Consider the following 26,080-nt stretch of genomic DNA (forward strand, 5'->3'; position numbering starts at 1 on the left):
CACCGTATGAAAGGACATGAATAACATGCATGTAGGACGAGAAAACATGATTGACAAATATTGGTGACAGGAATACGATGACAAAGTCAATCATTCATCCTCGTTAGGTGAGGCTCCTATACAAACATAGGCCACTGCCCGGAAATATCGAAAGATGCCAATGGGTAGAACAGGAACTGCCGAACTAAGGCTTTTCTTAAGGTGGCTAAGGAATGTTTCCTTTACGTTGTATAGTGCCAAAGCTCTGGTAGGGGGAGAAAAAGTGGTGTTATTTTGTGCACTTTTCTAACCCTCTAGATTCCCGCTAGAGGGTTTTTATTTTGAAAGGGGGGAACGTTTTAATGGACAGTAGTCCAAGGTACCGAATGAATAACTGCAATCAAGATTGTGTACGGAGAATTTTCCGGCCTTGTGGCGCTGCGGCATGTTCCCCATACCTTATTTGACATTCTCCCTTTTTATGGGACGAGTGTATGTAAGTAACTTTATGTAGACATGCTTGCGCAACATGGTCGTATCCCTCCGATCCTTATTTGCGAAAGGATGAGAAAACCATGTTGAACATTTACAAAACGAATACCATGGGAAAAATAGAAGAACTGCATCAATTTGAAAAAGGCTGCTGGATCCATCTGACCGATCCTTCTGAGCAAGAAAAGCAACAAGTCGTCAGGGAGTTGTCGATTGATCTTCATTTTTTGCAGGATGCCCTTGATGACGAAGAAATCGGACGGATCGACAAGGAAGGAAACCGCGTGAAGCTCTACGTGGACATTCCGATCTCCACGAAGGAAGCGACGAAGGACCACTATACGACGGTTCCGTTGGGAATTATGGTGATGGAAGATTATATCTTAACCGTTTGCCTGGTAGAAACAGCTGTCATGAATGAGTTCGTCAAAGGGAAAGTGAAAAACTTTCACACGCACATGCGAAACCGGTTCGTCCTGCAAATTTTATCGAATACTTCGCATGATTATTTGCATTACTTGAAAAAAATCAACAAGCAGACAGAAACGATGGAAAAATCGTTGCGACAATCGACGAAAAACAATGAACTGCTTACCTTGCTAGAATTGCAGAAAAGCCTCGTTTATTTTTCGACGTCCCTGGAAACGAACAGTCTGTTGATCTCCCTGCTTCGGAGCGGCAGTTATTTGAAAATGTACGAAGAAGATAAGGAACTGCTGGAAGAAGTAAAAATCGAAACCAAGCAGGCCATCAAAATGACGGAAATCTATACCGCCATTTTAGGGAACATCATGAATGGCTTTGGCTCCGTCATCTCCAACAATCTGAATCGCGTAGTGAAGCTGTTGACCGCCATTACCATCGTCATCACCTTACCTATGGTGATCGGCACCTTTTATGGCATGAACGTCCCGCTTCCTTTACAGGATCATCCGCACGCATTCACGATCATTATGGTCATGTCCACTGCTATTACGTCCGTAACAGCCCTCCTGTTTTGGAGAAAGAAGTATTTCTAAAACAGATGACCAAAAAACCGACATCATAAAAGGATGTCGGTTTCTTCTTTATCTCTCGATTTACGTCAGCTGGACAAGCCTTCCTTCCAGCTTCACTCTCTCTTCTGCTAAATAGCCAATGACCTTTACCAAAAGCTCATGCTCCACGGCATGGATACGAGCCGCCAAAGTCTCAGCCGTATCTGCATCTTGCACCGCTACGGGAATCTGGGCAATGATCGGCCCTGTATCCAGACCGGCATCAACCAGATGTACCGTTACCCCCGTTATCTTTACCCCGTATGCGAGTGCCTGACCAATCGCGTCTTTTCCTGGGAAAGCAGGCAAAAGCGACGGATGCAAATTGATGATTTTTCCTTCGTAGTCAGACAAAAGAGTGTCGCCCACCAACCGCATGTAGCCTGCCAGCACAACCAGCGATATATCGCGTTTTTGGAGCTGCGCCACTATTTCCTGCTCAAACGCAGCCTTGTCTGCATACTCCTTCGGTTGAAAAACAAAGGTGTCGATCCCTAAACGCTCTGCCCGTTCCAAAACCTTGGCGCCAGGCTTGTCGCACACGAGCAAGGCAACTTCTACACCTGGGAGCTTGCCGTCCTGTACAGCCTGCACGATCGCTTCAAAGTTGGAGCCGCTGCCTGAGGCGAAAATGGCCAGCTTTCTCACCATTCCACCCCGTTGTATACGACTTTGCGCTCTCCCGCTTGAATATGTCCGATCAAATACGCCTGTTCTCCCAGCTCTTGCAGCTTTTCCATCACACTCACTGCGTCTTCTGGCTTCACGACAAGCATCATGCCAACGCCCATGTTGAACGTTTTGTACATATCCGGATATGAAATGTTACCTGCATCCTGTACCAGCTCGAAGATCGGCAGCACCGGCCAGGAACCAACGTTGATCACAGCCTGCATTCCTTCTGGAAGCACGCGTGGAATGTTTTCAGTAAAGCCGCCGCCTGTGATGTGTGCCAGAGCTTTCACTTCATGTGACTCAAGAACGGATAGCACTTGCTTCACGTAAATGCGGGTCGGTGTCAGCAGCTCTTCGCCGAGCTTTTTGCCTAATACGTCAACATGATCATGCAGGGACATGCCTTTGTCTGCCAAAAGAACCTTGCGAACGAGCGAGAAACCGTTGCTGTGCACGCCGCTGGAAGCCAGACCAATCAGTACATCGCCTGCCGCCACGGACGCTCCCGTAATCATTTTGCTCTCGTCCACGACACCTACGGTGAAGCCTGCGATGTCGTATTCGCCTTCTGCGTACATGCCAGGCATCTCGGCAGTCTCCCCACCAATCAGCGAGCAGCCAGACTGGGAGCAGCCTTCCGCGATCCCTTTGACAATCGCTTCGATTTTTTCCGGAATGACCTTATCTACTGCCAGATAATCGAGGAAAAAGAGCGGCTCTGCCCCTTGAACCACTACGTCATTGACACACATAGCGACAGCATCGATGCCGATTGTATCGTGTTTGTCCATGGCAAAAGCGAGCTTCAGCTTGGTTCCTACTCCATCTGTGCCAGAAACGAGAATCGGTTTCTCGTATTTTTTGGTATCCAGGCGAAACAGCGCTCCGAACCCGCCCAAATCCGTCATAACTTCCGGGCGGAATGTTCGTTTGACGTGCTTTTTCATGCGTTCGACGGCTTCGTTGCCCGCATCGATGTCTACACCAGCTTGTTTATATGCTTCACTCATCGTTTCTCCCCCTAGCAAGAGGTGCTTGTATTAGCATTTGAGCGCAGGAAGCGCTTCTTCGAATTCAATCTCAGTCGGATATTCTCCGTTAAAGCATGCGAGGCAGTGTCCTCTATTAGGAGCCGAATCGGTGCGGCCAATTGCATCGATCATTCCTTCAACAGACAAGAACGACAGCGAATCTGCCTCAATGATTTGACGAATTTCCTCTACGGATTTGGTCGATGCAATCAGTTCCTCACGCGACGAGGTGTCGATGCCATAAAAGCAAGAATTCATAACAGGCGGAGAGCTGATACGCACATGCACTTCTTTGGCGCCAGCCTCACGCAGCATGCGAACGATCCGATTACTCGTCGTACCACGAACAATGGAGTCGTCAATCATAACTACGCGCTTGCCTTCCACTACCTTGCGAACCGCAGACAGCTTGAGATAGACAGCACGCTCGCGCAGCTCCTGACTCGGCTGAATGAAGGTACGTCCGACATAGCGGTTTTTGATCAAGCCGATTTCGTACGGAATTCCTGTCGCTTCCGCAAATCCGATAGCAGCAGAGATACTCGAATCCGGTACACCTGTGACGACATCCGCATCAATCGCGGATTCCAATGCCAGTTGCTTGCCCAGACGTTTGCGCGCCATGTGGACATTGATTCCGTCGATGTCACTGTCTGGTCTGGCAAAATAAATGTATTCAAACGTACAAATCGAACGTTGTGTCGTTTCGGTAAACTTGCTTTCGGTAATGCCATCCTTGTCGATGACGATCAGCTCACCCGGTTGCACGTCACGCCAATATTGGGCGCCAATGATATCGAACGCACAAGTCTCGGACGCGACAGTGATCGCATCTCCGAGTCGTCCCAATGACAGCGGACGCAAGCCATTCGGATCGAGGGCGATCACGAGCTGATTCTCGTTCATGACGAGAAGGGCATACGCTCCCTTAATGTATTGCAGGGCGTCCTTTACCGCTCCCGGCAAATCCTTGCACTCAGAGCGGGCGATTAGATGTGCGATCACTTCTGTGTCACTGGTCGTCTGGAAAATGGAGCCTTTTGCTTCCAGCTCTTTTCTAAGCACGGCGGCATTCACGAGATTTCCGTTGTGGGCAACAGCCATACTGCCTTGCGCATAGCGGAAAAAGAGCGGTTGGGCATTTTCAATCTTGCTCGAACCAGCAGTCGTATAACGGGTATGACCAATCGCGATATGACCGCTGAACTTCTCCAGATCGCCCTTGCCAAAAGCCTCTGACACAAGACCCATTCCGCGGTGCTTATACCATTTCTCGCCGTCGGAGGCGCAGATACCTGCGCTCTCCTGACCGCGATGTTGAAGGGCGTGCAGACCCAGATAGGTCAATTGGGATGCTTCTTTGTGGTTGTAGATGCCAAAGACGCCGCATTCTTCGTTCAATTTGTCCCAGATTAGCCGATCAAACATGGAATCGCATCCTTCCAGGCTGCTTTCACCTCTTGAGTCGAAGCGTTGATCGCTTCTGTACCGTTCACGTTTACTACCAGACGATTGCCGCCGACCGTACCGATGTTTTCAGCAGGTACGCCATGTTCACCTGCCAATGCGAGAATCGCCGCTGCTTTCTCCCCAGAAGCACTGAGCAAGATGCGAGATTGAGATTCACTGAACAAGAGCACGTCAGTACGCAGCTCGGACGTAAGAGCCACCTGCGCACCGAAGCCTTTGCCGAAGCAAGATTCAGCCAGCGCAACACCCAGACCGCCTTCGGACAGATCGTGTGCGGAGTTCACCAGACCTTGGCGAATCGCTGTGAGAACCAGCTTTTGTACTGCCGCTTCCTTGGTCAGATCGATTTGTGGAGGACGTCCGGAAATGCTGCCGGTAGCCATCTTTTGATACTCACTACCGCCCAACTCAGCGAAGGTCTCACCCAACAGGATGATCGCGTCGCCTTCATTTTTGAAATCCTGCGTCGTAATATGGTCAACATCAGTGATCAAGCCGACCATTCCCACCGTTGGGGTTGGATAGATCGCGTCACCGCTGCGCTCATTGTAAAAGGATACGTTTCCGCCGATGACCGGAGCATCGAGTGCTACGCACGCTTCGCTCATGCCCTCGCACGATTTTTCAAATTGCCAGAACACCTCAGGCTTTTCCGGGCTTCCGAAGTTCAAGCAGTCCGTAATCGCCAGCGGTTCTGCACCGGAGCAGACGACGTTGCGCGCAGATTCTGCAACCGCAATGGCACCGCCTACTTTTGGATCGAGGTATACATAGCGACCGTTGCAATCCGTACTCATGGCAAGAGCCTTGCGAGTACCGCGCACCATGACAACAGCAGCGTCAGAACCAGGCTTTACAGCTGTGTTTGCACGCACGATGTGATCATATTGCTCATATACCCACGCTTTATTCGCCACTGTTGGCTGAGCCAGCAAGCTTTTCAGCGTAACATTCAGATCTTTCGGTTCACTGATTGCAGCCACTGCATCTACATTCGCGTTTGCTTCGTAGTAAGCTGGCACCGCAGCTGGACGATGGTAAACAGGCGCATCATCTGCCAAGCTGTCTACTGGCACTTCGGCTACTACTTCACCTTGATGCAATAGGCGCAGCTTGCTGTCTGCCGTTACTTTTCCAACTACCGCGGACGCCAGACCCCATTTGTCAAAAATCGCGATCGCTTCTGCCTCTTTGCCTTTTTCCACAACGACGAGCATACGCTCCTGCGATTCAGACAGCATCATTTCGTATGCAGACATGCCAGCTTCACGCTGTGGCACCAGGTCCAGATTCATTTCGATACCATTGCCCGCCTTGGACGCCATCTCGGAGCTGGAGCTGGTCAAACCAGCCGCTCCCATGTCCTGAATGCCGACAACGATACCCGTGTCGATCAACTCCAGGCACGCTTCCAGCAGGAGCTTTTCCATGAATGGATCGCCGACTTGTACCGCCGGGCGTTTTTTCTCCGACTCTTCCGTGAGCTCCTCAGACGCAAAAGTCGCCCCGTGAATACCGTCGCGCCCTGTGCTGGAACCAACGTAGATAACAGGGTTGCCGATACCGGACGCTACCCCTTTTTGAATCTTTTCGTGGTCGATCAAGCCGACGCACATAGCGTTGACAAGCGGATTGCCTTCATACGTAGGGTCGAAATTCACTTCGCCACCCACAGTCGGAATCCCGATGCAGTTCCCGTAGCCTGCGATACCAGCAACGACGTTTTCGAACAAATATTTGACACGAGGAGACTTGAGCTCCCCGAATCGAAGCGAGTTGAGCAGCGCAATCGGACGCGCGCCCATCGAGAATACGTCACGGATAATACCGCCCACGCCAGTCGCAGCCCCTTGGTACGGCTCGATCGCAGATGGGTGGTTATGGCTTTCGATTTTGAAAACAACCGCCTGATTGTCACCGATGTCGACAATACCCGCACCTTCCCCTGGTCCTTGCAAAACGCGAGGTCCTTTTGTCGGGAAACGACGCAGGACAGGCTTGGAGTTTTTGTAGGAGCAGTGCTCCGACCACATGACACTGTAGAGACCAGTCTCGGTCCAGTTCGGCTTGCGGCCGAGAATTTCTACGACACGCTGATATTCTTCGTCAGTCAGACCGATTTCTTTGTATAGTTTTTGATCGGCAATTTGTTCGGCTGTCGGTTCTTTATGCGTGAGTTGTGACACTGTTCTGCTCCCTCCAAGTCTTCAGGATCGAAGTAAACATGCGGCGTCCGTCATCGGAAGTCATCCATGAGTGGACGGCACGCTCCGGGTGAGGCATCATGCCAAGTACGTTTCCACGTTCGTTGCAAATGCCTGCGATATCTTCCAGTGAGCCATTCGGATTCTCGCCATGATAGCGGAAAACGATCTGCTTGTTCGCTTTTAGCTTCGCCAGCGTTTCTTCATCACAATAGTAGTTTCCTTCGCCGTGTGCGATCGGAATTTGGATGACTTCCCCTGCCGCGAAATCACGGGTAAAGGAGGTATCGTTGTTTTCCACACGCAATTCGGACAGCTTGCAACGGAATTTCAGTGAACGGTTGCGCAAGAGTGCTCCTGGCAACAGCCCGACCTCGGTCAGGATCTGGAAGCCGTTGCAGATTCCCATGATCAGCTTGCCTTCTTCTGCTGCCTTCACCACTTGCTCCATGACGGGTGAAAAACGAGCAACTGCACCACAGCGCAGATAATCTCCATAAGAGAATCCGCCTGGCAAGAGAATCGCATCATATTTAGAAAGATCCGTATCGGAATGCCATACGTAATCCACTGGCACTCCCATTACATCTTCAACTGCGTTAAACAAATCAATGTCGGCGTTCGAGCCTGGAAAGACGATAACGGCTACTCGCATGTCCTTAGCCCTCCACGATATCAAAGCGATAGTCTTCTACCACCGTATTGGCCAGCAGCTTTTCGCACATTTCACGTACACGTTCTTCTGCTTGCGCACGGTCAGAAGTGTTCAATTCCAGCTCCATGTACTTCCCGATGCGCGCATTGTTTACTTCATCAAAACCCAAGGTGTGCAGAGCACCTTTTACAGCGTGTCCTTGCGGGTCCAAAACACTCTCGCGCAATGTTACATAAACAACAGCTTTAAACATGTACGTCTCCTCCTAGTCTCGTAAGCATTTCTTTGTAAGCTTCCTCCACATTGCCTAAATCGCGGCGGAAGCGGTCTTTGTCGAGCTTTTCATTTGTTACCGAATCCCAGAAACGGCATGTATCCGGGGATATTTCATCGGCGAGGAGAATCTCCCCGTCCGTTGTTTTTCCGAATTCCAGTTTGAAATCGACCAAAGTAATGTTGCGCTCGCGCAGGTAAGGCACGAGGACCTCGTTTACAGCAAGACCCATGCGCTCCAATGTCGCTTGGTCACTCTCACTCGCAATCCCCAACACTTTGATATGGGAGGCATTCACCAATGGATCTCCCAGTGCGTCATCCTTGTAGTAAAACTCGACAACGGGCTGCGGAAGCACAGTTCCTTCTTCCATGCCAAGACGCTTGGCCAATGAGCCTGCTGCGATATTGCGAACGACTACCTCCAAAGGGATAATCTCCACTTTGCGAACAACTTGCTCTGTGGCGGACAGCAGACGGACAAAATGGTTGTCGATGCCCCGCTCCTTCAGCATGGTGAAAAAGATTGCCGTAATGCGGTTGTTCAGCTCACCTTTTCCAGTGATTTGCGCCCGTTTCTCTCCATTAAATGCTGTTGCGTCGTCTTTGTACTCTACCCAGTACTGATCAGGCAAAGATGTCCGATAAATACGTTTTGCCTTACCTTCGTAGAGTTGTTCCTGTTTTTCCACCGTAGGAGTCACCTTCCCAGTCAAAAAGGTTGAGTTTCGGTTAATTCACGAACGTTTCAACTACATTAAAACACAAACATACGCATTTATCAACGAAAAATGATGGAATACACTTCGACAAACGTTCGGGATTTACACTATATTTTTCTTCTCAACCTCACTAACATTCGCAAACTCATTATTCAAACTACCTCATATGCACATAGAGCCCGCCCACGGAGCAGACTCTTCTCTTTTGTTTATGGTAAACTTGTCGTTGGTACAACCAATACGTGAAAGAAGGAATTTCAGATGTTTCCATTTGAAGTGTCTTTTCCTACCAAAATTTACTTTGGCATGGGCGAACTGGAACGTTTGGGCCAAGAAGCAAAATCGATGGGCCAAAAAGCATTGCTCGTCACAGGCGGCAATGCGGCCAAACGTACAGGACTTTTGGACCGCGCCAAGGCTCTATTGCAGGAAGCTCAGGTGGCGTATCTTGTTTTTGACAAAATCGAACCGAATCCACGTACGGCAACGGTTGACGCTGGAGCTGCTCTTGCTCGTGAGCATCTGTGTGACTTCATCCTGGCTATCGGTGGCGGCTCCGTGATGGATGCCTCCAAAGCGATTGCGGCGGCAGCGGTTTCCGGACGCCCGATTTACGATTACATGCGAGGAAATCCGAGCGGCTCTGGTCAATTGCTGGTACCCGTTCAGGAAGCACTGCCGATCATGACCGTCCCGACAGTAGCCGCTACAGGTTCGGAAGCAAACCATATCAGCGTCCTGACTCATTGGGACACGCATGAAAAATCTTCGATCAACGGTCCAGCACTTTACCCGAAGATTGCCATTCTTGACCCGTCCATCACCTTTACCGTTCCTGCTCGTGTCACAGCGGAATCTTGCGCCGATATCTTTTCGCATCTGTTTGAGAACTATTTGATCAGCGCAGAAGGAACCCACGTTCAGGACGGTATTTCCGAAACACTCATTCGTCTCGTCGTCGAGCACTCCATCACAGCGATTCAGCAACCAGACCATGCAGAAGCACGATCCACCCTTTTGTGGGCGAGCACGCTGGGCATCAGTCCATTCGCCGCTGGTGGTCGTGGTGCTGGTATGCCGTTGCACGGTGTTGAACATCCGCTGAGCGGAATCTACGATATGGCTCACGGTCGGGGACTGGCGATCCTGTCCCTTCCTTATTTTGAACAGGTGATTTTGCAAGACCGTCCCGAGAGACTAGCCCGTATGGGACGTTATTGCTTTGGCGTTACCGTGGAGGACGACGGCGAAGCAGCACGAGCAACGATTGAAGCCGTTCGCCGTTGGTATGAGCGCATGGGAATCACAGAACGTCTGTCTGACTTCGGCGTGACCCAACAATCGTTGGCACAAATGGCTGAAGAAGCAGTTCGCATCGGCGGACGCGGAATCGGGTATCTGCCTAGCTCACGAAAATTGAATGAATCTGATGTAATCGCGATCTACGAGGCTTGCCTGTAATCGAAGCATCAAACACACTGGCGAGCCCTCGTTTAGTTGTGTAATAATACAAATTAATCATTAATCAAAATTATTTTACTACGGAGGTTACCACCTATGGCAGATCCACGCATTAATGAACTGGCAAGCCGTCTCGTCCGTTACTCGCTCCATTTGCAAAAAGGCGAAAAAGTTCTGATCGAAAATACAGGCCTGCAACCTGAACTCGTTCGTGCACTTGTGCGTGAATCATTTGCAGTTGGGGCTCTGCCTTTGGTCACCTTGAAAGATCAAGAAGTCATGCGTGCACTCTATCAAGGCACGAGCGAAGAACACATGGCCCTAATGGCAAAATACGAGTATGACCGGATGAAAGACATGGACGCTTACATCGCCATCCGCGCTTACGACAACATCAACGAGTATGCCGACGTACCGGAAGACAAAATGGGCATTTACGCTCGCGTCCTGTATCAACCTGTACATACGAACGAGCGCGTTCCGAACAAACGCTGGGTTGTACTGCGCTACCCGAACAAGTCGATGGCGCAGCTGTCCAAAATGAGTCTCGAGGGCTTTGAGGACTTCTACTTCTCCGTCTGCAATCTGGACTACGCGAAAATGTCCGCTGCCATGACTCCGTTGAAAGAGCTGATGGAGCGCACCGATCGTGTACGCATCGTCGGTCCAAAAACAGACCTGCGCTTCTCCATTAAAGGAATCAATGCCATCAAATGTGACGGCAAGCGCAATATCCCGGATGGCGAAGTATACACCGCTCCTGTGCGCGATTCCGTTGAAGGAACGATTTTCTACAACGCGGCATCGATCTACAACGGCATTACCTTCAATGATGTTCAGTTCACTTTCAAAGAAGGCAAAATCGTGGAAGCGACCAGCTCCAATACAAAAGCATTGAACGACATCCTCGACACTGACGAGGGCGCACGCTATATCGGAGAATTCGCGATCGGCTTCAACCCGCACATCCTCCACCCGATGCTGGACATCCTGTTTGACGAGAAAATCGCGGGCAGCTTCCACTTCACGCCAGGAAATGCTTACACAGTAGCAGACAACGGCAACCGCTCCTCCATTCACTGGGACTTGGTCCAAATCCAACGCCCTGAATACGGCGGCGGCGAAATCTGGTTTGACGATGTGCTGATCAGAAAAGACGGGCGCTTTGTGTTGCCAGAGCTGGAAGGCTTGAACCCGGAGAATTTGATTTAATTGAAATGAATTAAAAAATGGGTTAGGGAATGAGGTTCCCTAGCCCATTTTCTATCTCTGTGAAAAACCGACAGCTAGTTTTATACGCAAAAAGGAACAGCCACTATTGCTGTTCCAAAGTAAAATGCATTTCATTTATTCAGATTTACTTCCCATTTCTAGTTGGTTTGTCTTTTCTTCATTCACCGATTCGGCACCTTCTCGAATTTTTTCTACAACTTCTTCAGATTTGAGTTGCTTGTGCGAAGGAAGATCTAAGAATGTAGACGCACGTTGATCGAGCCACAAGCTTTCCTCACCTTCACTATCAGTTGCAACGAAAATAAACCCACCTGAATAACTAACGTACGTAATGTTTACATCTTTCTCGAGTGTATTTTTAATGTTCTCGTAAAGGTCAAACAATTCAGGGCCACTTTTTTCACCACCAGCCATGATTGGCTCTTTATCTGTTGCTATAACGATACCTTTTACTTCATCCTCTTCCATAATGAACGAAAGTTTTTCATCCGTTGAAGATAGTAGTCCTTGCATATTCGTATCGTTGTATTTACGTATTTTATCCGCTTCTGGTAAAACAGCTCCCTGAATCGAAAAGTCTGACAGGGTTACATTACTACTCGATTTGCTTAAGGGTTGGTTCTCTTGGTTACGTGCCTGTTCCATCTTTTTATATGCATGTAGTGCTTCCTTATCCCCTTGGTTAATGGCCCCAGCCCAAGTAGCCAATGATATTCCAGCAACAATTACCGCACCTATCAATGTCCATGTGTATTTATTCATAACTAACCCCCAAAGTTAATTTGTTTCGAAGACATACAATGAGTCAACCCACGGTATAGTTATAGGAACATTCTACCAAAATACGGTAAATAGTTGCGCACGCCAATCGGAATTTAGATCTCCATGAATGAGGAATTCCATTTGTCGTTGATAGATAATATCTGCAATAAAAAAATGGAGACTTTGAAGCGTCTCCATTTTTTATTTATGCTGGAAGTTTATATACCTATTGCTTGAAATAGAATTCGGTACGAGAGTTGTTCTTTGGCATATTTCATCCATACGGCAACCGCACCTCAAAACACGTTCGAATCACATCACTTTGAACAGAAATCGTTCCCCGATGCTTCTCAACGATATTTTTTACAATAAACAAGCCGAGTCCAGTGCCTCCCCCTTGATGAGCTCGCGCTTTGTCGCCCGTAAAAAACATTTCAAAAATATGCGGCAGCGCCTCTTCAGGTATCTGGTCACCGTAATTCATGATTTGAACAACTACTTCATCACCCTCCCGGTAAGCGTTCAAATCGATAAAATGGCCATCGCCCCCGTAGCGTATCGCATTGGTCAGGATATTCTCAAATACGCGCGCCAGCAGCTCTCCATCTCCCACGATCACTAATTGAGCAGCAATCGTACACCGTGCGACCAGCTCATTTTTCTCAAAGGAAGGATACATCTCTTCATTTAACTGAACCAGCAATTCACTCAAATCAATGACCTTTTGCTCGATGTTGACCATGCCGTAATTCATTCTCGTAATTTCGAACAGCTCATCAATCAACTTTTCCAATCGTTGCGACTTGGTAAAAGCAATCGTCGCATAATGCCGCATCTGTTCTTGTGGCATCTGCTCGTCTCGTAAAACTAAATCTAAATAACCCAGCACGGATGTCAGTGGTGTGCGTAAATCGTGTGCCAGATTCAAAACAAGCTGATCCTTGCTGCTTTCCGCGAAGTCTCCTCTTTCTACCGCCTTTTGCAGCATTTCACTTGCCAGATTGATATCCTTGGCGATATCTGCGAACTCATCATGGGAAGAAATATGCACATTGTGCGTAAAATCTCCATTTGCCAGATAATGAATGCCTTTGGAAATCTCCTGAAAATAGCCAACATACCGTTTGGTTAGGAGATAGAACAACAAGATCGCAATGGGAGCAAAAACAAGCAAAAAGAAATTGATATCTCCCATTTCCTTGATGTAACGGCGAACCAGGGCAAGCGGATCTTCGTACTTGACCTCCGCCCGATAGTAAAACTGGAGCACTTTATAGAGCAGATAGGTTACGAGACCGGCCAAAAGCATGCCAAACCCAAGAAGCTCAATCATTTTGGAACGAAAGCTATATCTCCTCTTCATCATGGAAAAAATGAACCACTCCCTCTACTCGCTTCCGTCCAGTGCTCAATCATGATAGACTCTTTTGACACGTTCTCCCAAACGGCTAACCAGCTCGTTCGTAATGGTTTTACATGGAAGGGCCATTTCCTCGGCAGTGATCCCCTCTTCTTGATCTCTGCCGATAAAGGTCACCACATCCCCTTTTTGCACCTCTTCCATATCTGTAATATCTACAATGAGTTGATCCATGCAGACAAAGCCAATAATCGGTCGCCTTTTTCCTCTGATCAAGCAGGTAGCGCCCGCTTGAGACAGCATACGTGGAACCCCGTCAGCATACCCGATAGATACGATGGCAACCTTACTGTCTTGCTGTGCTGTGTAAGCTCGGCCATAGCCCACGGAGGCTCCTTTTTCCAACTGTTTCACCTGCACAACTCTTGCTTTTAGTGATAACACAGGACGTAGGTCGACGCTTGTTTTTACCGTGTCTCCCTGCTTGCTCAACATTCCGTAGAGAGCAATCCCAATCCGAGCATAATCGTATTGCAGCTCCCCATAATTGAGCACGCCGTAACTGCTTTGGACGTGTAGCTTCTGTGGATCGATTCCCTTTTCTTTCAACTGCTCGATCACTTTCTGGAAACGAGCAATTTGATTTTTCGTGTATGCGATATCCGAAGCTTCCAAACTGTCAGCCACACTCAGATGCGTAAAGGTACCGCATACCTGCAAATTTTTATAGCGATACATAGCCGCAATTTTTTCCGTGTGTTCCCAAGATTCTCCGAGTCTCCCCATTCCCGTGTCGATCTTGATATGAACAGGGATTTTCACGTTGTAGCTATTCAGTTTTTGGGCATATTCGTCATCTACTACGGTTTGCGTCAGTCTGAAACGGGCGATTTGGTGTATCCGTTGCTCATCAGTATAGCCAAGCACCAGGATCTCCCCTTTTACGCCCTTCTTTCTTAGCTCGATTCCTTCATCGATTGTGGCAACAGCAAAGTGATCAATCCCGAGCTTGTTTAAATACCTCGCGACTTGCCACCCGCCGTGACCATATGCCTGCGCCTTCACGACTGCCATCACCGCACAATCCTTCGGGAGAACCCGCTGGATTTCCCTGACATTATGTTGGAGATGAGGAAGATGGATATCCGCCCATGCCCGTCCTGTTTGATCCGATTTCTCACCTCGAAAGCGCTGGATCACCTTCATCGCCATCACAGAAAAAACAAACGACAGCACCGTGACTAGCGTAAAATGAACCAAGCTGTTTTCAACAAGTAGCCATGTCAGTCCCGTTACTTTGGCCGCCGCGCGAATGAGCACAATACATAGCGGATGAATGACATAAACATACAGACTCAGCTTTCGTAAGGCTGGGCGATTTCTGCCTTTCCAGAACAACAGAAGTTGAAAAAGAAAATACATGCACGGTATCAAAAAAATATACATACTGTCATGGCGTTGCAGCTGAAAAGCGTGTAAAAGCAAGCCTTCTATAACTAACATGCTTCCGAACAAAACAAACCCGATGGCATACGGTGCAACCTTTTTCTTTTTCCGTCTGCGAGTATTGGCAATCATCCCTCCCATGACTACAAAAACCGGGGCAAAAAAAATACCGTTCCGCGTGTAATCAAACAGGGTAAACATCGTTTGATAGAAACTATCCACATACGGATTCATCTGGGCAAATCCAAAGTAACTGTCTCCCAACAGCCCGATGCCATACAGCAGCATGGTCACCCAAAACGTTTTCCATGCGGATAGTCTTGTATACAAAAAGGTACTGATACACACCCCCAGCATGATGCCTGGGAAATACCACAGATGATACAGGGTCCCGTTAAAAAGGAGGTCTTTTACCACCGAAAACACGGTCAATTGATCCGTAAAATAGCCTGCGTACACATTCACTGGAAGATAGAGAAGAATCGAAAGCAAATATAGCTTTCCTACTTTCCATAAAAACGGCTTCAGCAAGTACGCATTTCTGTTGCGATCTGTGCCAAGCTTTTGCAAGAAGAAAAATCCTGTGCACATAAAGAAAAACGGAACCGCCACCCTGGCTATTGTTCGTGTCAGTGTAAAGTCAGCCCATTCGCTTATGGACAGCAGAGGAGAAGTATGGATTGCGATGACAAGGATCGCTGCGATGATTCGGAATTGATCCAGCCCACCATACTGCTTTTCACTACCCACGTTCATTACGTGCCTCCTGATGAAACACCGTAATGATAAATCCATCCACATTGTTGCCCGATATTTCGTATCTCTCACCATCCACAACCGGGATGTGCGTAACAGTATCGGTAGCTTTTACATAGTAGATTTCAATGCTCTCTTCATCCACTAGCAAATGCTCCTGATGGAATTCGTAGTTTTTCACATACTCGATATACTCTTCCAGACAGAGCTGAAGCTTTTCCATTAAAACGGCATGCGGATAGCCCACATATCGAAAATGCCACGGCTCATCCGAAATGCCTGTCAGCTGTTCCTTGTCTTTGTCGTAGCGTTTGATAAACCCATATTGACTGGCACGTTGGCGAAACATTCGGCATACGCCATGATCGGGAAAAGAAGGGCAAATAAAATCGATCTCTTCCTTCTTTTCCCCTACATCAATCGCAAGCCCGGTCTGATGTTCACTTTCATTCGGACGTGCTACAAATTTACTGGTAAACACCTGTCCATTTTCGAGCAAGGATTGATCATAGATATCCGTTTGTTCGGCCTTGCTGCGAAAGCCACTGACTGGCACGATTGTCTGCTGTGCGTTGCAGGCTTTCAGCAGCTTGGCAAGCATCTTCGCAGCCGTGTTTTCCAGCATAATATGGTTGTGTGTTCCATCAATCAGCCGCATGCGGTTTAGTAGAATACTGTCGTCTGTTTGCCAGCGGATCGGGTACTGGCGATTCACCAGAATCAGATGGCCGTGATGCAGATTTTCGCTGTTCAAAGAAATCGTAGAGACGTGAAGTTGTGTCATCGATTAGTCCTCCTCCAACGCTAGCATAATCAACGTATCAAGAAGCTCTTTATAGGAAATTCCCGCTGCACGCAGCATGCTTGGATATCTGCTTTTCGAGGTAAAGCCGGGGATTGTATTCACTTCGTTAAACACAATGTCTCCGTCTGGCGTGACAAACATATCTACGCGAGCAAAACCACGACAACCTAAAACCTGATAGAGATGGGTGGCTGTTTGCTTGATTTTTGCAGCGAGTTCTTCGTCAATTCTTGCTGGGACGTGGATGTGGGCAGTCTCCAATGAGTACTTTTCCGTATAATTGAAAAAGCCTTGGAGCAACTCGATTTCATCCACTTCTCCCACAAGGATCTCACGATTTCCTAGTACCGCACAGCCGACCTCAAATCCCACGATGTTTTCCTCGATGACTACTTTGTCATCATGCAGAAGGGCGTTTTCTATACCGAAAACCAATTCTTGCGTGTTGTATGCCTTTGTAATCCCAATGGAGGACCCTGCCTTTGCAGGTTTGACATACAAAGGGAATTCCAGTGCTTCAGTGGCAGATTGAACAGTGGCAAGATCAGTATTTGGATAAACGGTAACGGATCTTGGTGTTTTTACACCGGAGCTTGCCGCCAGCGTGTGAGCGATATCCTTGTCCATACAAATCGCAGAGGATAGTGTCTGACAACCGACAAACGGAATTCCGGCGAGCTCCAACAGCCCTTGCACCGTTCCATCCTCTCCGTTTTTGCCATGCAAAATTGGGAACGCCACATCAACCTGCGTGATCATCATGGCACCGTTCTCCTGTGTAACAATTCCCCGCATCTGTCTGCAAGGAGAGAGAAAGGCAGGCACGCACTTCTCACTTTGATGCCAACTGTCATTCCGAATGCTTTCGATGTTGCCGGTATATCGCAGCCATTGCCCTTCCCTCGTAATTCCTAGCAAAATCACCTCATACTTTTCCAGACACAAACTCTCCAGCACCGAACTCGTAGATTTAAGAGATACTTCATACTCCGAAGAACATCCCCCAAACAATATCGCTACAGTCAATTTCTTCATACTCATTCACTCCTTCTTTCTTTGTTCACGTAGCTTGTTACAATCACGCCGCCCATATTGTCACCCGAAATCTCATAGTTGCGAGCAATCGGTACTTTGAGCGTCATCTCTTGATCGACAGGGTAGTAGTTAATTTCATAGATCTTCCCATCGTTTGTCACGGAGATGCTTCTTTCGTCTTTTAGGTAATCCAGGTATTCCTCGAGCGAAAAGTTATTCTGCTTCATGATCGCGCTATGCGGCAAGCCAACATATCGGAAATGCCAAGGCTCGAATTCCGTTCCTGTAATGGCTACCTTGTCCTTTGGGTAGCGCAAAATAAAACCGTATTTCCATGAATAATCTTCCAACCACTTGCCTTCAGGAGCGCGCTCCATTTTCATTTGCGTCGATCCAATATCAAGCGCGGAGCCTACATTATGTTCGCTATAACCGCTCGGCATCGCATACGCTGGCCCCATTTCTGCATATAGCTGATCTTGTTCTTCCTTGCCTCGATAACCGCTGTTCAGGATAAAGTGGCTCACGTTATCTTGCTGCGCAGCTTTGATCATCTCCAAAAATTCTTTGGCTACACTCTCTGACACTTCGATTCTTTGATCTTGCAAACGATAGCCTTGTAACAGTTCTTCATTCTCAGACAATCGAACCACATCGTTTTTTACCCCTGCCTCATGAACCGGATACTCTTTATTGACCAAGAGAAGGTCTCCTTGATAAATTTGATCTTTTGTTATTTGTATCGATTGGTGCTCCACCTCGGTAGCCTCTCCCAACGTTTCAGTGTGTCCCCCAACATTAGGTGGTCCATCTGCTATTTTTTGAATCACGATATATCCAAACAGCAAAAGCATCACAAGCCAAAAAACCCTCTTTTTCATTTACAGTTCCTCCTTCACTTACACATGTAGGATAGGGAAAACTGTTAAAATAAAAAGTAGGGTAAATATAAAATAATTTTAAAGTTGGCCATTCATTTTTATAAAGATGCTAGCTGGATAGAGAGGGGGTCAGAGCATGAACAAAACAGACCGTTTGTTGGCAATTGTTCTGGAGCTGCAGCGCAAAGGTACGTTGCGCGCAGAAGATTTGGCCGCGACCTTCGAGACGAGCGTTCGGACGATTTATCGTGATATGCAGGCATTGAGCGAAGCAGGCGTCCCCATCGTTGGGGCACCAGGGCAGGGCTATTCGTTAATGGAAGGGTATTTTCTGCCGCCCGTCAGCTTTTCGGTAGAAGAAGCCGTTGCACTCTTGATCGGTGCAGACATGGTTGAGCAAGTATTTGACCAAAACTTTGGCAATAGTGCAAGAGCTGTACAGCGCAAAGTAGAAGCAATCCTGTCAACGGATGTAGGTGAACAAGCAAGACGTATCCGTTCAACCTTTCGCCTCATAAGCCCCAGAGCAAACAATCTGCGCGAGCAGGAAAAGGCGCATGCACAACTCCTCCACGATGCGATCATCAATGAGCGGAAGGTACGGTTCCACTATCGGAGGGGCACACCTGGGCATGATGACGATCGTGAGACAGTGCGTGACGTTGCTCCATATGGTCTGGTGCTGGTTCGTGGTTCTTGGATACTTCTCGCTCATTGCGATCTGCGACAGGATATTCGTCGATTCCGCCTGTCACGCATGAGCGGCCTGATCGTATTGGAAGACCGCTTTATCCTCCCTGACCATTTCCATTTTGATGATTACACGCCTCTCGACGATCGGTCCCTGGAGGTGCAGATCGTTATCAGTGCAATTATCGCTGATCGGGTAAAAGAATCGGGCTATTTTTATATAGAAGAGATTACGGAGCATCCGGACGGCTTTCTCCTCAGATTGCGCGTCAGAAAAATCGAAGAAATATTGTCTTGGGTACTTGGGTTGGGGGCAGATGCGGTTGTTCTTACGCCTGAATCCTTGCGTAGCCGAATGCGAGAAGAAGCCAAAAAATTATTCGAACGCTACTGACATACTGCTGTCAGTAGCTTTCTACTATGATAAAAACAAGAAAACCAAGAGGAGCTGATTCGCCCATGAATACAAAGGAAATCGTGAACAAATTTGAAGACGTGACAAACCACTACCTGCATGAATTAGAAGGCTTCACCATGGAACAACTCTTGCAAAAACCAAGTGAAGAGGAATGGTCGATCGGTCAAATGTACCTTCACTTGATCCAATCTGCCCGGTATTTTCAACTGGGAAGTATCGAGAAGTGTAGACAAGGAGGTCCTGCTGTCACAGAAGCAGGTACCGAAAAATCCGAGATCGGGCAGACGATATTTGCTCAAGGCTCCTTGCCGCCTATTCGCGTGAAAGTCCCTGCCTCCCCGGAGTACACACCTGCACAGCCAGAGAGCAAGGAGCAATTGATTGATGGACTCATCAGCGTACTCACACAAATGAAAGAGCTGGAACCGATTCTGGACGAAATTCCTGCGCATCACACGGTGGCTCACCCAGCCTTCGGTCCGCTGACGGCAAAGGAATGGTTTGCCGTCGTAGAAATGCACTATCGCCATCACCTACTCCAGCTCAACCGACTGAAGGGTTAATTTTTTTCTCCAAACATCCCCGCAAGCTTCTGATAAGTCGGCGGAAACTCTGCCTGATAGCGCAAAAAGGACGGGATCGGGTAGCGGATTCCGCCTTTTTGCGTTCCCACTAATCCCTCCACCAGCTCGGCGGCATCGCGAAAATGAAAGCTGAAGGCCATCTCGTGATCCTGTGTCTGGGCAAACAATCTGTCTCCATAACACGGTACGATCACTTGCGGCTGTCCCGTCTGGATCGGCTTGATTGCGATGTCTGCACAGTCAGCCCGACTGGAAAAGGTGGAAGGAATCGATCCACCACGCTTGTACAGCATCCCCGCCACCAATCGCATGACTTGTGCTGCATTGCCGTAAATCACGACGACATCTGGCTCGATCTCTGCCCGCTCCAGCGGAAATGATACGTAGTAGCCGCTTTCTTCTGCTGAAAATTTCGGGACATCCAGCTCGCTTTTCGCCCCATTTTCCAATGAATCTGTATACATCCCACAGGCGAGATGCCCCTCTGTATAAAACGCAGGCTGCTCTTCATAGCCAAAAGCCACCTGCGCGATCGGACAGGACAGATCGGCTCCATTCATCGCGATACTCCAGCCATAACGCCGTGAAAAACCGACAGCTTGGCAAATGGTAATCGGATAACCCAGATCACGAACAGGTCGCTTTGCCTTTGACGGCAGAGCGGCTTCTTCTTTTCGGATGCTAACTCCTACAGGAAAGGTCTCGGTCCTCACATACATTTGAAGCGCTTGATTTAGCTCGATGGCGTTCATTCCATTTGCCCCCTCGTATTCACTTACACCACTCATACTCCGAATTTTTCGTCTTTTTTGCCCAAAGTCCTGTCATTCCCTACATTTTTCTCAAAACTTACAACATCGTAAGGTAATGGAAAGGTTAATCGATAGGGAGTCGAAACAATCCCTGTTAGGATAAAAAAGATTACACGTATGACTTGGGATGGCTGGAGGGTTCACAATGAAAAAGTTCACATGGCTGGGCACGGCGCTTCTCGTCTTTCTGTTAATGGGATGCTCCTCCAGCTCACCAGATGCAGTGCAAGGGCTCGGAAAAGAAGAAGCGGCGCAAATCGCTGCAGCCGCTGTTAGACAATATTATCAGATGGATGTTGATACGACTGATCGGGAAATCACGCTGGAGGACCCAACCAATTCGGTATACAGAGGAGTCCCTGTTCACGCCGTACTGAAACGCGAACCCGTGAGTGGCGATGTCCATGGCTTTCACGCCATCATCGAACCGAGATCAAAGCAAATCCTTTCTCTGTCGATTGACGTTATTGGAATAAACGGAGAAATGGCGACAAAAACGATGACAGAAGCAGATTTGGAAAAGACGGCATCCGATTTCATCCGCTCGAAAAACCTGCTTGCGACGAACGACTTCCAATTGGTTAAAGCTTCTGACGCTCATTCCAATGACGCCAAGCGTTACTTTTATTACACAGATGGCTTACATGATGTGGCAATCGGAGTGGACCCAGGCCTGCAACAGGTCGTTACGTTCACCTATGATTGACGCACCCTAATCCTTTACATTTACAGTGGGTTCTCCGTTGCGACCGCAATCGCTTTTGTAACGGAGAACCCACTGTTGTTAGTTTCCGCTGTATTTATCCTCAATTTCCTCTCTCATTTCCTGATAGGTCTCGGTTGTGAGACTTACCAAGTAATTGGTAAGCTCCTCCTTGGACTGTGTAGCCAACGCTTCTCTTGCTTGCCTTTTCCCAGTAAGGTACTCCCTCGCTTGATTGCCAATCTTGCCACTTGCAGACAAATACTCAATCGCCATTCCGATGTTCAGACTCTCCCGCCAGTTTTTCTCGTACCAGTCCCGGTCGTAAGCATCCACCCATTTTTTGCGGTCGATCAGCACAGCGTCTGCTTCTGTCAAAGCATCCCGTTTCCACTGCTCCCACTTCTGGGCAATTTCTTTCGCGCGTTCCAGCTCTTGCTTGAACTGCTCACGGTTCGTCACATTTGCATACAGACCTTCTGACGCGTGGGCAATTTCCTTCAATTGCTTCTGCCCTTCTGCATTCACGTCAAAGCCAATGACGTTCAACAACGGCATAATTTTGGACTGGGACAATTCCTTGGCTACTGCCACCGGATTGCCATCGCACGTCTCGATGCCGTCACTAACTAGATAGATGACATTCGTATTTTTATCCGCTTCGAATCCCGCCAAATCCTCCTGAGCGAGACGCAAGGAGTGCGCAATGGATGTCCAGCCCGTCGGCTCAAACATGCCAAGTGCTTGTTCAAGACCTTTCTCATCGTAGGCTTGCAATGGATAGACCATCTCACTGCTGCCACAGGAGAGCTGTTTATGCTCATCTGCATTGCTACCCTTATGTCCATACACGCGCAACGAGATTCTCGCCTCATCTGGTAGTGCTTCCGCGAATTCCTGGATCGCTTCCTTGGCGAGCTGCATTTTCGTTTTGTCCCCGATTTTCCCAGCCATGCTGCCGCTTGCATCCAGGATGATTTCTACGTTGAAATTTTCCCGAAACTGAAAGCGGGCGTCCTCGATGTCAGGACTCCCATACGAAGCCATTCTCCAACGGTCGACAACCATTTGGGGACTGAGGTAATCCTCGGCAAACAGGGTGAGCAATTGATTCCAGTACAAATCCAAGTAAGCATCATTCATTCCATCGACCAAGGTAGGCATTTTATCCAAAACCTGTATGATCTCAGCTCGATGCGGATAAGCTGCATGGAAAAATTGTGTGCCAGCAAGCGGTCCGGGCTGTGAAGCAATCAACTCCTGTGTCGTCTGCGGCCATTGATTTTGCTGGATCCCTGTACCCGCTCCTATTGCGCCCAGCGAACAGCCAGAAAGCAGCATGATCATGATGCTGTTGATCAAGAGCGACATCCGTATTTTAGTGTTACGCATTCGGTCATATCCTCCTTGCCTTGTTGCCCTGTTGATCAGATCGCCGCGTTTTTCTTTCGGATGAACGCCAGATGGTTTCTTTTGATAAAAGGCATACCGATGGCGAGTATGAGCAGTTGCAATGGAAACTCTTCTCGATAAAATGCGCCGATGACCGTAGCCGGTACGATCAGGGCGTAAAAGTAAATCATCATGTATCGCCAAAAGCGCTGCCAGTTTCGTTCCTGTCTGGACATGGCCTACACCTTCCTTCTCATCCACTGATCATCACCGACTCATTTCTTTTCGACGCAAATGGTCCATGCCAGCCTGTTCAATATAAGGAAGAGCAAACATAAAAAAGAGCAGTGCATACGGGAGCTTTTCACCCAACGCCATGAACAGACAGGACAGCGGCAGGAAAACGCCATAGATGATCACCGTCATTCCATTCCAGAACCGCTGCATTTTTTGTAGCTTTCTTGTCATGCCATTTCCTCCAATGCTCGCCGTTCCTACATAGGGATGTGCAGATTCGCCCATCCGCTTACTTCATCAATAAAACCGATCCGTCTGCTTTCCCCTGTCTGGTAGATTTGCTCGGAATAGGCAGGAATGAAGTCAAAGCCCATCGATTCCGATTCGTACTTTACAGAAGTTGTTACTTCAATCCGATTGTCACTGTTGAACAATTGGACGGACGAGCCGCTGAGCGTTGCATTGTTGTCTGATAGCACTTTGGCAACCACCCCAGTAATTTTTGCTGTTGCCGTTTGCAAACCAGCGTAGACATAAGTCTGCAACTCAACATTGCTTGGTAATTCGTTGCTCAATACCAAGTCAATCGCGCCATATTCAATTTCACTTTGAGACCAATCGGCGTGCGATGCTCTCATCTGGCTCTTGGCAGCTCCTAGTTTGAGCGTGAGATAATTTTGGTCATAATACCGCTGGGGTGACGCATCATGTATTTTAATAGCCCACTCCATCTCATCATAAATATCCTTCACCGCCGCAATACTCGCCTGCTGCGCACTGTTCGACGCCTGCTCCTTGTCTACAAAAATGGTCGAAAAGTTGAACAGCGCAACAAACACCAGCATGAACATAAACCAGTAAATCGTCAGGGTGAAGATCGTCATATTTCCACGTTCATTTTGCAAGTGACGCAGTATACGTACCATCTAGTTCATCACCCTGCTCTTCATTTCCCGATCAAAGGAGATATATCGGTCTTCCTTTTTGATAGAGAGCCAGTCAGGAAGGAACCCCAGCTCCATCTGGACGCCGACCTTGGCTGTAAAATATCCGTCACCATCCCACCTGATATCACCGTCACTGAAGGAAATATAGCCTCCTGCCGCGTTCACCACGTTTTTGGCAGCTTGTATGGCTTCACCCGAATTCCCTGTAATGGCGTACACCTTCGCTGCCTCATTTGCTGCCGACTGAGAGATGATGACGCCGTAGACGCCCACAAGAAACTGCCAGCAAATCAGCATGATCAGAAAGACGAACGGCAGTATGGCGATAAACTCTACGGTGACCGAGCCCTTTTCATTGGAAACGATCTTCTTCAGGCGCATTCTTCGCTCATCTCCTCTCGAACTTATTTGCAAGCTATCTTTCATCGAGCAGCAATCCCCCTGCTACAGCTGCTTCCGCTCCTGCCGCCTCGTCTTTCCATTTATTCACGTACATCATGAACATGACTGCAAAAAACGGGAGAACAATCACATTGAGCAACAACTCAATAAACATAACCGCCCCAAAGGTCGCCGTAATAGACGTGACGAGGAACAAGCCCGCCATACTGATTAGCCATTCCACCACGCTCACCATTAGCAATAGGCCAAAGATTGGGAAGAAATGCTTTTTGCCCATTTCCATGGCAGATCGCCAGCAACGCCAAGCCGATTGTTTTTTCAGCACCACAAAAAACGGCGTCAAGTAAAACAAGATCATAAGAATCAACCCGGGTATCATGAACAGCATCATTCCTGTAGAGACAAGAAAGCTAAACACGATCCCAAATACGAATACAGAAAAGCTGTGTTCAAAAAATGTCCGAAAAGCTTTTCGAATCGGACGCTCATCGCCATCCAGATCACTTTGGACATACTGGGCAAAAGGGATCTGGAGGATCAGCAAAAACAGAAGAAGTAAAAACAGATTGAAAAAGCTTGCTACGAATTTGGCGCCCGTGATCGCGGCAATCAGATTCAAGTAGTTCAGCGTAAAGTTGTGGATGATAAAAAATGGAACCACGAGCACGGCGGACAAGAGCAGCAAAGATTCGATGTTCCGTGCATAAAACCGAATGCTTTCTTTGAAGGGATGCATATGGGTTTCTCTCACCTTTCCTGTTAAGGGTTTCGCAGTTTATCCATCAGCCCGTTTTCCAAGATGGTCCTATTCAGCTTCTCGTGGGCTTCCCGCAACTGTTCAACCGAATGGAAAGACTCATGCTTCCCTGTCGTATGCGTCTCAAAGCTTTTCACGGATTCATCGGCAATATTTCGCAGTGTTTTGTCTTTGTATACAGAGAGCAAGTCGCTCAGCTTTTTTCGTTTCTGCTCCTGTACCCGATCTAGTTCTACTCGATCAGATTGGAAAAACTGGTAAAGTCGATCCACCGAGTCTTTGATCAGCACCTGCTTGCGAATGCGATCATACAAAATATAGTCAGATTCAAATAACACATCCCGTAATGCCGTTTCTTCTCCCGCGATGACGTAGTTGCGCGCGAAAAATTGATTGAGCAGATCCATCCCTCGATCATAAATGGCACGCAGCTGGTCCCGGCTTTCCATCATGGTTTGGCAAACGTCGATCAGCTTCTCTGCATCTTGCCGAAGCACCGTGTCCATCTTATCCTGGTAGCTGGGCAAAAGCGCCGTCAAAAACTCGTATTTTTGCTCGTACATCTCGATCGGCTTATCCTTATCAATGGCCAGATTGTTCTTAATCTTGCGCCCCGCATGTGCATGCACCAAAAATAGTTTCACGACGGGCTCTGCTTCCTTGCGGCGAACCACTTCACCATCCGGTCGCAACACCAAGTACCCGACAGCGTCTTTTTTCCCCCATCTCCAGTACGCGACATGGTAGTAATATTCTCCGTCTACGTAGGCCGGGTAATTATACAGCTCTGTCCTCTCTAAAAAACGCTTATTCCGCTCGATCTGAGCCTGAACCTGTGGTGTATTCACGACTTTCATAAGC

The 26,080-nt window shown here is 48.2% G+C and carries 27 protein-coding genes and 1 riboswitch; of the genes, 6 read left to right on the forward strand and 21 right to left on the reverse strand.

Annotated elements, in window-relative coordinates; genetic code table 11:
- Window positions 1-92: 92 nt before the first annotated feature.
- A riboswitch (M-box (ykoK) riboswitch) is annotated at window positions 93-261 on the forward strand.
- A gap of 293 nt (window positions 262-554) precedes the next feature.
- Window positions 555-1,490 (forward strand): magnesium transporter CorA family protein, encoded by a 936-nt coding sequence (locus HPY28_RS13515; protein WP_017249714.1) that lies wholly within the window; start codon window positions 555-557, stop codon window positions 1,488-1,490.
- A gap of 60 nt (window positions 1,491-1,550) precedes the next feature.
- On the opposite strand, the gene purN is transcribed toward HPY28_RS13515, so the two are convergent.
- From purN to purC, 7 genes are read right to left on the reverse strand one after another with little or no spacing between them, the layout of a single operon-like run.
- Entirely contained in the window at window positions 1,551-2,159 is a 609-nt protein-coding gene (gene purN, locus HPY28_RS13520; protein ID WP_017249713.1) for a phosphoribosylglycinamide formyltransferase, read from the reverse strand.
- A complete protein-coding gene (purM, locus tag HPY28_RS13525; RefSeq protein WP_017249712.1) occupies window positions 2,153-3,193 on the reverse strand; it encodes a phosphoribosylformylglycinamidine cyclo-ligase in 1,041 nt (346 codons plus the stop codon). The genes purN and purM overlap by 7 nt, the downstream gene beginning before the upstream one ends.
- A gap of 30 nt (window positions 3,194-3,223) precedes the next feature.
- On the reverse strand, window positions 3,224-4,642 hold the full coding sequence (gene purF, locus HPY28_RS13530) for an amidophosphoribosyltransferase (RefSeq protein ID WP_017249711.1): 1,419 nt from the start codon (window positions 4,640-4,642) through the stop codon (window positions 3,224-3,226).
- Complete coding sequence (gene purL / locus HPY28_RS13535) at window positions 4,627-6,870, reverse strand: phosphoribosylformylglycinamidine synthase subunit PurL (RefSeq protein ID WP_174230741.1); 2,244 nt, start codon at window positions 6,868-6,870, stop codon at window positions 4,627-4,629. Before purL ends, purF begins: the two co-directional genes overlap by 16 nt.
- Window positions 6,851-7,543 carry a phosphoribosylformylglycinamidine synthase subunit PurQ gene (gene purQ, locus HPY28_RS13540; protein WP_017249709.1) on the reverse strand — a complete coding sequence of 231 codons (693 nt, stop codon included), beginning with the start codon at window positions 7,541-7,543 and terminating at the stop codon, window positions 6,851-6,853. Before purQ ends, purL begins: the two co-directional genes overlap by 20 nt.
- A gap of 4 nt (window positions 7,544-7,547) precedes the next feature.
- Entirely contained in the window at window positions 7,548-7,796 is a 249-nt protein-coding gene (purS, locus tag HPY28_RS13545) for a phosphoribosylformylglycinamidine synthase subunit PurS (RefSeq protein ID WP_007717324.1), read from the reverse strand.
- The gene (purC, locus tag HPY28_RS13550; RefSeq protein ID WP_173622579.1) at window positions 7,789-8,508 is read right to left on the reverse strand and encodes a phosphoribosylaminoimidazolesuccinocarboxamide synthase; all 720 of its coding nucleotides are present in this window, start codon (window positions 8,506-8,508) and stop codon (window positions 7,789-7,791) included. Before purC ends, purS begins: the two co-directional genes overlap by 8 nt.
- Window positions 8,509-8,799: 291 nt before the next feature.
- Here purC and HPY28_RS13555 point away from each other — a divergent pair, with 291 nt between their 5' ends.
- Together HPY28_RS13555 and HPY28_RS13560 are read left to right on the forward strand one after the other, a co-directional pair.
- Entirely contained in the window at window positions 8,800-9,999 is a 1,200-nt protein-coding gene (locus HPY28_RS13555; RefSeq protein WP_174230742.1) for an iron-containing alcohol dehydrogenase, read from the forward strand.
- A 96-nt stretch (window positions 10,000-10,095) separates the two neighbouring features.
- Window positions 10,096-11,211: an aminopeptidase gene (locus HPY28_RS13560; RefSeq protein ID WP_106834475.1), complete on the forward strand. Its 1,116-nt coding sequence runs from the start codon at window positions 10,096-10,098 to the stop codon at window positions 11,209-11,211.
- Between the two features lie 135 nt (window positions 11,212-11,346).
- Here HPY28_RS13560 and HPY28_RS13565 read toward each other — a convergent pair whose 3' ends face one another.
- From HPY28_RS13565 to HPY28_RS13590, 6 genes are all read right to left on the reverse strand, one after another.
- On the reverse strand, window positions 11,347-11,994 hold the full coding sequence (locus HPY28_RS13565) for a hypothetical protein (RefSeq protein WP_173622577.1): 648 nt from the start codon (window positions 11,992-11,994) through the stop codon (window positions 11,347-11,349).
- A 274-nt stretch (window positions 11,995-12,268) separates the two neighbouring features.
- On the reverse strand, window positions 12,269-13,360 hold the full coding sequence (locus HPY28_RS13570) for a sensor histidine kinase (RefSeq protein WP_173622576.1): 1,092 nt from the start codon (window positions 13,358-13,360) through the stop codon (window positions 12,269-12,271).
- A 42-nt stretch (window positions 13,361-13,402) separates the two neighbouring features.
- Window positions 13,403-15,556 carry a serine racemase VanT catalytic subunit gene (vanT, locus tag HPY28_RS13575; protein ID WP_173622575.1) on the reverse strand — a complete coding sequence of 718 codons (2,154 nt, stop codon included), beginning with the start codon at window positions 15,554-15,556 and terminating at the stop codon, window positions 13,403-13,405.
- Entirely contained in the window at window positions 15,543-16,340 is a 798-nt protein-coding gene (locus HPY28_RS13580; protein ID WP_173622574.1) for a M15 family metallopeptidase, read from the reverse strand. The genes vanT and HPY28_RS13580 overlap by 14 nt, the downstream gene beginning before the upstream one ends.
- A 3-nt stretch (window positions 16,341-16,343) precedes the next feature.
- The gene (gene vanG, locus HPY28_RS13585; RefSeq protein ID WP_173622573.1) at window positions 16,344-17,396 is read right to left on the reverse strand and encodes a D-alanine--D-serine ligase VanG; all 1,053 of its coding nucleotides are present in this window, start codon (window positions 17,394-17,396) and stop codon (window positions 16,344-16,346) included.
- Window positions 17,397-17,398: 2 nt separating this feature from the next.
- Complete coding sequence (locus HPY28_RS13590; RefSeq protein WP_017249700.1) at window positions 17,399-18,277, reverse strand: D-Ala-D-Ala carboxypeptidase VanY; 879 nt, start codon at window positions 18,275-18,277, stop codon at window positions 17,399-17,401.
- Window positions 18,278-18,413: 136 nt separating this feature from the next.
- On the opposite strand from HPY28_RS13590, the gene HPY28_RS13595 reads away from it, so the two are divergent.
- Window positions 18,414-19,361 (forward strand): helix-turn-helix transcriptional regulator, encoded by a 948-nt coding sequence (locus tag HPY28_RS13595; protein ID WP_173622572.1) that lies wholly within the window; start codon window positions 18,414-18,416, stop codon window positions 19,359-19,361.
- A 65-nt stretch (window positions 19,362-19,426) separates the two neighbouring features.
- Window positions 19,427-19,948: a DinB family protein gene (locus tag HPY28_RS13600; protein WP_173622571.1), complete on the forward strand. Its 522-nt coding sequence runs from the start codon at window positions 19,427-19,429 to the stop codon at window positions 19,946-19,948.
- Here HPY28_RS13600 and HPY28_RS13605 read toward each other — a convergent pair.
- Entirely contained in the window at window positions 19,945-20,721 is a 777-nt protein-coding gene (locus HPY28_RS13605) for a DUF169 domain-containing protein (protein ID WP_017249697.1), read from the reverse strand. The genes HPY28_RS13600 and HPY28_RS13605 overlap by 4 nt on opposite strands.
- Window positions 20,722-20,926: 205 nt before the next feature.
- Between HPY28_RS13605 and HPY28_RS13610 the strand changes: the two genes are divergently transcribed.
- Window positions 20,927-21,487 (forward strand): hypothetical protein, encoded by a 561-nt coding sequence (locus HPY28_RS13610; protein WP_017249696.1) that lies wholly within the window; start codon window positions 20,927-20,929, stop codon window positions 21,485-21,487.
- 78 nt (window positions 21,488-21,565) lie between these two features.
- Here the strand turns inward: HPY28_RS13610 and HPY28_RS13615 are convergent, their stop codons facing one another.
- The 7 genes from HPY28_RS13615 to HPY28_RS13645 are packed head-to-tail and all read right to left on the reverse strand — an operon-like array spanning window position 21,566 to window position 26,076.
- On the reverse strand, window positions 21,566-22,876 hold the full coding sequence (locus HPY28_RS13615; RefSeq protein ID WP_174230743.1) for a VWA domain-containing protein: 1,311 nt from the start codon (window positions 22,874-22,876) through the stop codon (window positions 21,566-21,568).
- A gap of 35 nt (window positions 22,877-22,911) precedes the next feature.
- Window positions 22,912-23,112 carry a hypothetical protein gene (locus tag HPY28_RS13620; RefSeq protein ID WP_017249694.1) on the reverse strand — a complete coding sequence of 67 codons (201 nt, stop codon included), beginning with the start codon at window positions 23,110-23,112 and terminating at the stop codon, window positions 22,912-22,914.
- A gap of 31 nt (window positions 23,113-23,143) precedes the next feature.
- The gene (locus HPY28_RS13625) at window positions 23,144-23,344 is read right to left on the reverse strand and encodes a hypothetical protein (protein WP_235617602.1); all 201 of its coding nucleotides are present in this window, start codon (window positions 23,342-23,344) and stop codon (window positions 23,144-23,146) included.
- A gap of 26 nt (window positions 23,345-23,370) precedes the next feature.
- Window positions 23,371-24,039 carry a Tad domain-containing protein gene (locus tag HPY28_RS13630; protein ID WP_017249692.1) on the reverse strand — a complete coding sequence of 223 codons (669 nt, stop codon included), beginning with the start codon at window positions 24,037-24,039 and terminating at the stop codon, window positions 23,371-23,373.
- Window positions 24,040-24,486: a TadE/TadG family type IV pilus assembly protein gene (locus tag HPY28_RS13635; protein ID WP_254613117.1), complete on the reverse strand. Its 447-nt coding sequence runs from the start codon at window positions 24,484-24,486 to the stop codon at window positions 24,040-24,042.
- On the reverse strand, window positions 24,476-25,198 hold the full coding sequence (locus tag HPY28_RS13640; protein ID WP_174230744.1) for a hypothetical protein: 723 nt from the start codon (window positions 25,196-25,198) through the stop codon (window positions 24,476-24,478). Before HPY28_RS13640 ends, HPY28_RS13635 begins: the two co-directional genes overlap by 11 nt.
- A 23-nt stretch (window positions 25,199-25,221) precedes the next feature.
- The gene (locus HPY28_RS13645; RefSeq protein WP_017249689.1) at window positions 25,222-26,076 is read right to left on the reverse strand and encodes a hypothetical protein; all 855 of its coding nucleotides are present in this window, start codon (window positions 26,074-26,076) and stop codon (window positions 25,222-25,224) included.
- Between the last annotated feature and the right edge of the window lie 4 nt (window positions 26,077-26,080).

The sequence above is a fragment of the Brevibacillus sp. HB1.2 genome (genome assembly GCF_013332495.1).
GTDB lineage: Bacteria > Bacillota > Bacilli > Brevibacillales > Brevibacillaceae > Brevibacillus > Brevibacillus porteri.

Excerpts from the sequence above, each read along its gene's own strand:
- HPY28_RS13515 (WP_017249714.1), top strand. The coding sequence starts at position 555 with ATGTTGAACATTTACAAAACGAATACCATGGGAAAAATAGAAGAACTG.
- purN (WP_017249713.1), bottom strand. The coding sequence starts at position 2,159 with ATGGTGAGAAAGCTGGCCATTTTCGCCTCAGGCAGCGGCTCCAACTTT.
- purM (WP_017249712.1), bottom strand. The coding sequence starts at position 3,193 with ATGAGTGAAGCATATAAACAAGCTGGTGTAGACATCGATGCGGGCAAC.
- purF (WP_017249711.1), bottom strand. The coding sequence starts at position 4,642 with ATGTTTGATCGGCTAATCTGGGACAAATTGAACGAAGAATGCGGCGTC.
- purQ (WP_017249709.1), bottom strand. The coding sequence starts at position 7,543 with ATGCGAGTAGCCGTTATCGTCTTTCCAGGCTCGAACGCCGACATTGAT.
- purS (WP_007717324.1), bottom strand. The coding sequence starts at position 7,796 with ATGTTTAAAGCTGTTGTTTATGTAACATTGCGCGAGAGTGTTTTGGAC.
- HPY28_RS13555 (WP_174230742.1), top strand. The coding sequence starts at position 8,800 with ATGTTTCCATTTGAAGTGTCTTTTCCTACCAAAATTTACTTTGGCATG.
- HPY28_RS13560 (WP_106834475.1), top strand. The coding sequence starts at position 10,096 with ATGGCAGATCCACGCATTAATGAACTGGCAAGCCGTCTCGTCCGTTAC.
- HPY28_RS13565 (WP_173622577.1), bottom strand. The coding sequence starts at position 11,994 with ATGAATAAATACACATGGACATTGATAGGTGCGGTAATTGTTGCTGGA.
- HPY28_RS13570 (WP_173622576.1), bottom strand. The coding sequence starts at position 13,360 with ATGATGAAGAGGAGATATAGCTTTCGTTCCAAAATGATTGAGCTTCTT.
- vanT (WP_173622575.1), bottom strand. The coding sequence starts at position 15,556 with ATGAACGTGGGTAGTGAAAAGCAGTATGGTGGGCTGGATCAATTCCGA.
- HPY28_RS13580 (WP_173622574.1), bottom strand. The coding sequence starts at position 16,340 with ATGACACAACTTCACGTCTCTACGATTTCTTTGAACAGCGAAAATCTG.
- vanG (WP_173622573.1), bottom strand. The coding sequence starts at position 17,396 with ATGAAGAAATTGACTGTAGCGATATTGTTTGGGGGATGTTCTTCGGAG.
- HPY28_RS13590 (WP_017249700.1), bottom strand. The coding sequence starts at position 18,277 with ATGAAAAAGAGGGTTTTTTGGCTTGTGATGCTTTTGCTGTTTGGATAT.
- HPY28_RS13595 (WP_173622572.1), top strand. The coding sequence starts at position 18,414 with ATGAACAAAACAGACCGTTTGTTGGCAATTGTTCTGGAGCTGCAGCGC.
- HPY28_RS13600 (WP_173622571.1), top strand. The coding sequence starts at position 19,427 with ATGAATACAAAGGAAATCGTGAACAAATTTGAAGACGTGACAAACCAC.
- HPY28_RS13605 (WP_017249697.1), bottom strand. The coding sequence starts at position 20,721 with ATGAACGCCATCGAGCTAAATCAAGCGCTTCAAATGTATGTGAGGACC.
- HPY28_RS13610 (WP_017249696.1), top strand. The coding sequence starts at position 20,927 with ATGAAAAAGTTCACATGGCTGGGCACGGCGCTTCTCGTCTTTCTGTTA.
- HPY28_RS13615 (WP_174230743.1), bottom strand. The coding sequence starts at position 22,876 with ATGCGTAACACTAAAATACGGATGTCGCTCTTGATCAACAGCATCATG.
- HPY28_RS13620 (WP_017249694.1), bottom strand. The coding sequence starts at position 23,112 with ATGTCCAGACAGGAACGAAACTGGCAGCGCTTTTGGCGATACATGATG.
- HPY28_RS13625 (WP_235617602.1), bottom strand. The coding sequence starts at position 23,344 with ATGACAAGAAAGCTACAAAAAATGCAGCGGTTCTGGAATGGAATGACG.
- HPY28_RS13630 (WP_017249692.1), bottom strand. The coding sequence starts at position 24,039 with ATGGTACGTATACTGCGTCACTTGCAAAATGAACGTGGAAATATGACG.
- HPY28_RS13635 (WP_254613117.1), bottom strand. The coding sequence starts at position 24,486 with ATGAAAGATAGCTTGCAAATAAGTTCGAGAGGAGATGAGCGAAGAATG.
- HPY28_RS13640 (WP_174230744.1), bottom strand. The coding sequence starts at position 25,198 with ATGCATCCCTTCAAAGAAAGCATTCGGTTTTATGCACGGAACATCGAA.
- HPY28_RS13645 (WP_017249689.1), bottom strand. The coding sequence starts at position 26,076 with ATGAAAGTCGTGAATACACCACAGGTTCAGGCTCAGATCGAGCGGAAT.